Annotated in this window: 6 protein-coding genes; 5 read left to right on the top strand and 1 reads right to left on the bottom strand. The window is 69.4% G+C overall.

Annotated features, from left to right (window positions below):
- Positions 1-297, bottom strand: a 297-nt coding sequence (locus JNL41_RS06735; protein WP_293473510.1) for an Ada metal-binding domain-containing protein, incomplete at its 3' end; no start/stop codon positions are given.
- Positions 298-737: 440 nt separating this feature from the next.
- Between JNL41_RS06735 and JNL41_RS06730 the strand changes: the two genes are divergently transcribed.
- From JNL41_RS06730 to JNL41_RS06710, 5 genes are all read left to right on the top strand, one after another.
- Positions 738-2,375, top strand: a complete 1,638-nt coding sequence (locus JNL41_RS06730; RefSeq protein WP_293473509.1) for a right-handed parallel beta-helix repeat-containing protein — start codon at positions 738-740, stop codon at positions 2,373-2,375.
- Positions 2,376-2,424: 49 nt separating this feature from the next.
- Complete coding sequence (gene galE, locus JNL41_RS06725; protein ID WP_293473508.1) at positions 2,425-3,465, top strand: UDP-glucose 4-epimerase GalE; 1,041 nt, start codon at positions 2,425-2,427, stop codon at positions 3,463-3,465.
- A gap of 133 nt (positions 3,466-3,598) precedes the next feature.
- Entirely contained in the window at positions 3,599-4,546 is a 948-nt protein-coding gene (gene cysD / locus JNL41_RS06720; protein WP_293473507.1) for a sulfate adenylyltransferase subunit CysD, read from the top strand.
- Entirely contained in the window at positions 4,546-6,444 is a 1,899-nt protein-coding gene (gene cysN / locus JNL41_RS06715; RefSeq protein WP_293473506.1) for a sulfate adenylyltransferase subunit CysN, read from the top strand. Before cysD ends, cysN begins: the two co-directional genes overlap by 1 nt.
- Positions 6,445-6,469: 25 nt before the next feature.
- Positions 6,470-7,249 (top strand): sulfite exporter TauE/SafE family protein, encoded by a 780-nt coding sequence (locus JNL41_RS06710; RefSeq protein ID WP_293473505.1) that lies wholly within the window; start codon positions 6,470-6,472, stop codon positions 7,247-7,249.
- The last annotated feature ends 15 nt before the right edge of the window (positions 7,250-7,264 follow it).

Here is a 7,264-nt window from a genome sequence, read left to right as displayed (position 1 = left end):
GTCCATCGCGCCGCCCTCGATCAGCGCAAGCGCCCGCGAGACCGTGTTGGACGTCCCGCGCCAGGCGCCGAGGTCGGGCGAGGCCTCGGGGCGGCAACGCAGGCAGGGCCTGTAGCCCGCCTCCTGAGCGGCGGCGGCCGTGGGATAGAAGGTCATGTTCTGGGGCTTCGGCGTGCGCGCCGGGCAGATCGGCCGGCAATAGACGCCCGTCGTCTTCACGGCGCCGAAGATGCGCCCGTCGAACCGCGCATCGCGGGTCTGGAAGGCGCGCCGACAGGCTTCGAAATCCATATCCATGGCCGGAAGATGGGCGCGGGCGGGCTGGAAGTCTCGCGGTTTTCGGACACGAATGCGCTGGGGCTGGCGGTTTTCGGACGGCGCCTCCAAGGGGTCTGCGGCGTCGTGTATCGCCGCACGGCCGACGCCCGAAGACGTTACGAATCCCCTTAAGAAACGGCGCCGCCAAAAGCCGCGCCGCGTGCGACACCTTTGCACCTCCTCGTGAACCTCGCGGGTCCCTAAAGGTCCCGCCCGAGAAGGGGCGTGGGGCGCCGCAGGAAAGCTCACAGGACAGGCAGGACAAAGCTTAACCGAGAAGCGCTCTCGTCGCGATCAACTTCGATTCGGCGGCGAAATTCTGTCTCGGACGCTACGATTTCTTGCATTCGCTGCTTCAGGGCGGCGACGCCTGTTTGTTGCGGCGCCTCACGCCCCTTGCCGTCGCGAGGGACGCAAGCATGGCCATCACAACCGTCAGCACCACCGCCGGGCTGGTTTCCGCGCTCAAGGCCGCCGCCGATGGCGATACCATCCAGCTCGGCAGCGGAACCTACTCGGCCGTCAGCCTGAAGGACCTGAGCTTCGCCAACGGCGTGACGATCACGTCGCAGACGCCGGGCGCACCGGCGGTGATCACGGACATGACCCTGAGCGGGACCAGAGGACTGACGTTCCAGGATCTGGAGTTCGCCGCCAGGTTCGGCGACGGAATCTCCTATCGGGTCGAGTCCTGCCAGAACCTCGTGTTCCAGCGCCTCGACGTCCACGGCTCGCTCGACAGGAACCCCTCGAACGACGGCCTCGGATTCCTCATCCGCAATTCGGCGAACGTCACCGTCAGGGATTCCGAATTCAGGGAGCTCGACTCGGGGATCAGCCACCTCAACGACGAGCACCTGAAGATCGTCGGGAACAGTTTCCACGACCTGCAGATGGACGGCGTGCGCGGCGGCGGCTCGTCGTGGGTGACCATCTCGGGCAACCGCTTCCGCGACTTCTTCCGCGAGGCCACCACGCACGCCGACGCGGTCCAGTTCTGGACCAGCGGCGTCACGACGACCGCCCACGACATCGTCGTCTCCAACAACTCCGTCGTCCGCGGCGACGGCCTCTATATCCAGGGCATTTTCTTCGGCGACGAGAGCGGCGTGGGCTACGACCATGTCGCAATCAGCGGCAACCTCGTCGTGGGCGAAGCGATCGCGGGCATCAGCGTCACCGGCGCCCATGACGTCACCGTCACGGACAACATCGTCCAGGGCTTCCTGGACCGGAAGTCGTACATCAAGCTCATCGACTCCGACGTCGGCATCGCCGCGAACAACTTCAGCAGCCTCGTCAACCTGCTGGAGTCCGGCAACATCCAGACCTACGGCAACACCACCATCGGGCAGGCCGACGACGACGGCGCCTGGGCGATCCAGCTCTGGCAGTCCAGGCAGGGCCAGCCTCCGGCTGTCGGTCTCAGGCTCGTCGGCGATGCGGGCGACAACACACTGACCGGCGGCGACCTGGCCGACACCCTCGCCGGCGGAACCGGCAACGATCTGCTGACTGGCGGCGGCGGCGACGATGTCTTCGTGGTCGACGACAAGCTCCGGATCGTCGAGACGGCGAACGGCGGCATCGACACGGTCAGGAGCAGCATCGGCTTCAGCCTGCCGGCCAACGTCGAGGTCCTGGAGCTCACCGGCGCGCGCGCTTCGACGGGCAACGGCAACGCCCTCGACAACGTCGTCACTGGCAACGGCGCGGCGAACCTGCTGCGGGGCCGCGCGGGCGCCGACACGCTGTCGGGCGGCGCCGGCGGCGACACGCTGTACGGCGAGGCCGGCGCCGACATCCTGACCGGCGGCGCGGGCGCGGATCGGTTCTCGTTCGGCCCGGGCGACGGGCGCGACGTCATCCGCGACTTCGGCGCTGGCGCCGAACACGACCTCATCGACGTCTCGGCCCTGCGGGCGGCCGGCGCGACGTCGACCCTGGCCCAGGCCGGCGCGGACGTGACGATCACCTTCTCCACCGGCGAACAGATCGTCGTGCAGGATACGCTGGTCGCGGAATTGCGCGCGCACGCCAGCGGCTGGATGTTCTGATCGCAGCACCGGCTGGCCACGGTCCGCGGCGCAAAGTACATCGCCGCTCATGACCAGCGGCGCCATCGACGGCTCCCGGGCCGCCGTGCTCGTGACGGGCGGGGCGGGCTATATCGGCGCGCACACCGCCAAGGCCCTGGCCGAGCGCGGCTATCGGCCGGTGGTGTACGACGACCTGTCGGCCGGCTTCCGCGAAGCCGTCCGCTGGGGCCCGTTCGTGCGCGGCGACATACGGGACGAGGCGGCGCTGCGCTCGGCGATGGCCGGGCACGCGGTCGCCGCGGTGATCCACTTCGCGGGCGTCATCGAGGTGGCCCGCTCCGTCGCCGAACCCGGCCTGTTCTGGGACATCAACGTGGGCGGCACGGGCGCCCTGCTGGCGGCCATGCGCGCCGCGGGCGTGCCGCGGCTGGTGTTCTCCTCCACCGCCGCGGTCTACGGCCAGGCCGGCCGCGGCGCGGGCGAGATGATCGCAGAAGACGACGAGAAGGCGCCGTCCAGCCCCTACGGCGACACCAAGCTCGCCGGCGAGCGGATGATCGCCGCGCATTGCCGCGCCCACGGCCTGACGGCGGTCGCGCTCCGCTACTTCAACGCCTCGGGCGCGGACCCCTCCGGCGTCATCGGCGAGGCGCACGAACCCGAGACGCACCTGATCCCCCTGGCGGTAGCCGCCGGACTCGGGGAGGGCCGGCCGCTGACCGTCTACGGCGACGACTTCGACACCCCCGACGGCACCTGCCTGCGCGACTACGTCCATGTGAACGACCTGGCCGCGGCGCACGTCGCGGCCCTGGAGGCCGACCTCGGCCCCGGCGCCTTCGAGGCTGCGAACATCGGCGCAGGCCAGGGGCGCTCCGTGCGCGAGGTGATCGCGGCGGTCGAACGGGCGCTGGGCCGGCCCGTGCCGTGCGCCGTGGGCGGCCGCCGCGCGGGCGATCCACCGAGCCTGGTGGCCGACACCGGCCGGGCCCGGGCGCTGCTGGGCTGGGAGCCCGCCTGTTCGGATCTGGACCGGATCGTCCGCGACGCGCTGCGCTGGGAAGCCCAGCCGGCCTATGGCCTCGGCCACCGCGTCCGGCGCAACTGACCTGCTCGCGCGTGGAGATTTCCTGCGCGCGCCCCGCCTTGCGCCCTGTCGGGGCGACGGCTAACTCAGCCGGCGGAGAGGCCCGAGGCTTGCAGGCTCGCGCTGCGGCTTCTCAATTCCGGACGATCAGCAGATGGACGCCAGGGTGCCCGAAACAATGACAGCGCAAGGCGCCATGTCCCGTGAGACGCTGACGCATCTGGAGCGGCTGGAGGCGGAGAGCATCCAGATTTTCCGGGAGGTTGTGGCGGAGTGCGAGCGTCCGGTGATGCTGTACTCGATCGGCAAGGACTCGGCGGTGATGCTGAGGCTGGCGCAGAAGGCGTTCTATCCGAGCAAGCCGCCGTTCCCGCTGCTGCACGTCGACACCACCTGGAAGTTCCGGGAGATGTATGCGCTGCGCGAGCGGATGGGTCGCGAGAGCGGGATGGATCTCCTGATCCACCAGAACCCGGAAGCCCTCGAGCGCGGCATCAACCCGTTCGACCACGGCTCGCTGCACACCGACATGTGGAAGACCGAGGGCCTGAAGCAGGCGCTGGACAAGTACGGCTTCGACGCGGCCTTCGGCGGGGGGCGCCGGGACGAGGAGAAGAGCCGGGCGAAGGAGCGGATCCTGAGCTTCCGGACGGCCGAGCACCGCTGGGACCCGAAGAACCAGCGCCCGGAGCTCTGGCGGCTCTACAACACCAGGAAGGCCCAGGGGGAGAACTTCCGGGCCTTCCCGATCTCCAATTGGACCGAGCTCGACATCTGGCAATACATCTACCTGGAGGACATCCCGATCGTGCCCCTCTACTTCGCCGCCGAGCGGCCGGTGGTGGAGCGCAACGGCAACCTCATCATGGTCGACGACGAGCGGATGCGGCTGCTGCCGGGCGAGGTCCCGCAGATGAAGTCGATCCGGTTCCGCACCCAGGGCTGCTACCCGCTGACCGGCGCCATCGAGAGCACGGCCTCGACGCTGCCCGAGATCATCCAGGAGATGCTGCTCACCACCACGTCGGAGCGTCAGGGCCGGGTCATCGACCACGACCAGACCGCCTCGATGGAGAAGAAGAAGCAGGAGGGGTATTTCTGATGTCCCACAAGAGCGACCTGATCGCCCAGGACATCGAGGCGTATCTCCACCAGCACCAGCACAAGTCGCTGCTGCGGTTCCTGACCTGCGGGTCGGTGGACGACGGCAAGTCGACCCTGATCGGGCGGCTGCTCTACGACTCGAAGATGATCTTCGAGGACCAACTGGCGGCTCTCGAAGCGGACTCCAAGAAGGTGGGCACGCAGGGGGGCGACATCGACTTCGCCCTCCTCGTCGACGGCCTGGCGGCCGAGCGGGAACAGGGCATCACCATCGACGTGGCCTACCGCTTCTTCTCCACCGACCGGCGCAAGTTCATCGTCGCCGACACCCCGGGGCACGAGCAGTACACCCGCAACATGGTCACCGGCGCCTCGACGGCGGATGCGGCCATCATCCTGATCGACGCGCGCAAGGGCGTGCTGACCCAGACGCGGCGGCACAGCTATCTCGTCTCGCTTCTCGGCATCCGCCATGTGGTGCTGGCGGTGAACAAGATGGACCTGGTCGACTGGAGCCAGGAAGTGTTCGACGCCATCGTCGGCGAGTACCGCGACTTCGCCGACCAGATCGGGATCAAGGCCTTCACCGCCATCCCGATGTCGGCGCTGAAGGGCGACAACATCACCGACAGCTCCGAGCGCTCGCCCTGGTACGCCGGTCCGCCGCTGATGCGCTGGCTGGAGGAGGCCCCGGTCGAGGACGACCTGCAGGAGAAGCCCTTCCGCATGCCGGTCCAGTGGGTGAACCGCCCCGACCTCGACTTCCGCGGCTTCTCCGGCCAGGTCGCCTCCGGCGTCATCCGGCCGGGCGACAAGGTCAAGGCCCTGCCCTCGGGCCGCGAGAGCACGGTCGCGCGGATCGTCACCTTCACCGGCGACCTGCCGCAGGCCGTCGCCGGCCAGTCGGTCACCATCACCCTCGCCGACGAGATCGACGTCTCCCGTGGCGACGTGCTGGCCGCGTCCGGCCGCCCGCCCGAGGTCGCCGACCAGTTCGAGGCGACCATCGTCTGGTTCGACGACGAGGCGCTGCTGCCGGGCCGGCCCTACCTGCTGAAGCTCGGGACCCGCACGGTCCAGGCCCAGGTCGCCGAACCCAAGCACAAGGTCAACGTCAACACCCTGGAGAAGCTCGCCGCCACCCGCCTGGAGCTGAACGAGATCGGCGTCGCCAACCTCAGCCTCTCGGCCCCGATCGCCTTCGATCCCTACGCCGACAACAAGGATCTCGGCGGCTTCATCCTCATCGACCGGATCACCAACCGCACCGTCGGCGCGGGCATGCTGCACTTCGCGCTGCGCCGCAGCCACAACATCCACTGGCAGGCCACCGACGTCGGCAAGGCCAGCCGCGCCGCCCAGAAGGGCCAGACGCCCAAGGTGCTGTGGTTCACCGGCCTCTCCGGCGCCGGCAAGTCCACCATCGCCAACCTCGTCGAGAAGCGCCTGCACGCCGACGGCCGCCACACCTACCTGCTCGACGGCGACAACGTCCGCCACGGCCTCAACCGCGACCTCGGCTTCACCGAGGAGGACCGCGTCGAGAACATCCGCCGCGTCGGCGAGGTCGCCAAGCTCATGGCCGACGCCGGCCTCATCGTCCTCACCGCCTTCATCTCCCCCTTCCGCGCCGAGCGCCGGATGGTCCGCGAGATGCTGCCCGACGGCGAGTTCGTCGAGGTCTTCGTCGACACCCCCCTCGCCCACGCCGAGCAGCGCGACGTCAAGGGCCTCTACAAGAAGGCCCGCGCCGGCGAACTCAAGAACTTCACCGGCATCGACTCCCCCTACGAAGCGCCCGAAAGCGCCGAAATCCGCATCGACACCACCGCCACATCCGCCGAACAGGCCGCCGAGCAGATCGTGGCCTGGCTCGACCGCGGCGGCGCGGGCTGACGCAGGCCATCGGACGGGGGGTGCGATGAGTCCCGACTTCTGGCTGTTCGCGGCGGTGGGCTTCGCCGCCCAGCTCGTCGACGGCGCCCTGGGCATGGCCTACGGCGTGATCTCGACGTCGGTGCTGCTGAGCGCCGGCGTCACGCCCGCCAACGCCTCGGCCAGCGTGCATGCGGCCAAGGTGTTCACCGGCCTGGCGTCCGGGCTGTCGCACATCGCCTACCGCAACATCGACTGGAAGCTGCTGGCGCTGCTGTCCGGCGGCGGCGTTCTGGGCGGGGTGGTCGGGACCTACGTCCTCACCTCGGTCCCCGGCGACGCCGTCAAGCCCTACGTCGTGGGCTGGCTGGGCCTGATGGGGCTGGTGATCCTCTACCGCGCCTGGCGGCAGACGCGGCCGAAGGTCTTCTCCTGGCGCTCGCCCTTCCCGCTCGGGCTGGTCGGCGGCTTCTTCGACGCCATCGGCGGCGGCGGCTGGGGCCCGGTGGTGACCTCGTCGCTGATGGGCGCCGGCGCCGACCCGCGCAAGGCGATCGGCACGACCAACACCGCCGAAATGTTCGTGGCCATGGCGACCTCGGCGGCGTTCCTCGCGGCGCTGCTGACCGGCCACTGGGACACCGAGGGCCTGGGCGGCCTCGTCTGGTCGGTCGCGGGCCTGATCGCGGGCGGCGTGGTCGCAGCGCCGATCGCCGGCTGGATGACCAAGGTGATGCCGCTGCGTGCGCTCACCTGGATCGTCGGCTTCCTGGTCGTCGGCCTCGCGATCTGGCAGGGCGCGATGCTGTTCCTGCCGAAGGCCTAGTGTCCCGACACTAGT

The organism is Phenylobacterium sp. (assembly GCF_016793285.1).
In the GTDB taxonomy this organism is placed as follows: domain Bacteria; phylum Pseudomonadota; class Alphaproteobacteria; order Caulobacterales; family Caulobacteraceae; genus Phenylobacterium.
This window is presented reverse-complemented; position numbering and strand designations above follow the sequence as displayed.

Coding starts and splice junctions, on each gene's coding strand:
- cysD (WP_293473507.1), top strand. CDS start 3,599: ATGGACGCCAGGGTGCCCGAAACAATGACAGCGCAAGGCGCCATGTCC.
- galE (WP_293473508.1), top strand. CDS start 2,425: ATGACCAGCGGCGCCATCGACGGCTCCCGGGCCGCCGTGCTCGTGACG.
- cysN (WP_293473506.1), top strand. CDS start 4,546: ATGTCCCACAAGAGCGACCTGATCGCCCAGGACATCGAGGCGTATCTC.
- JNL41_RS06730 (WP_293473509.1), top strand. CDS start 738: ATGGCCATCACAACCGTCAGCACCACCGCCGGGCTGGTTTCCGCGCTC.
- JNL41_RS06710 (WP_293473505.1), top strand. CDS start 6,470: ATGAGTCCCGACTTCTGGCTGTTCGCGGCGGTGGGCTTCGCCGCCCAG.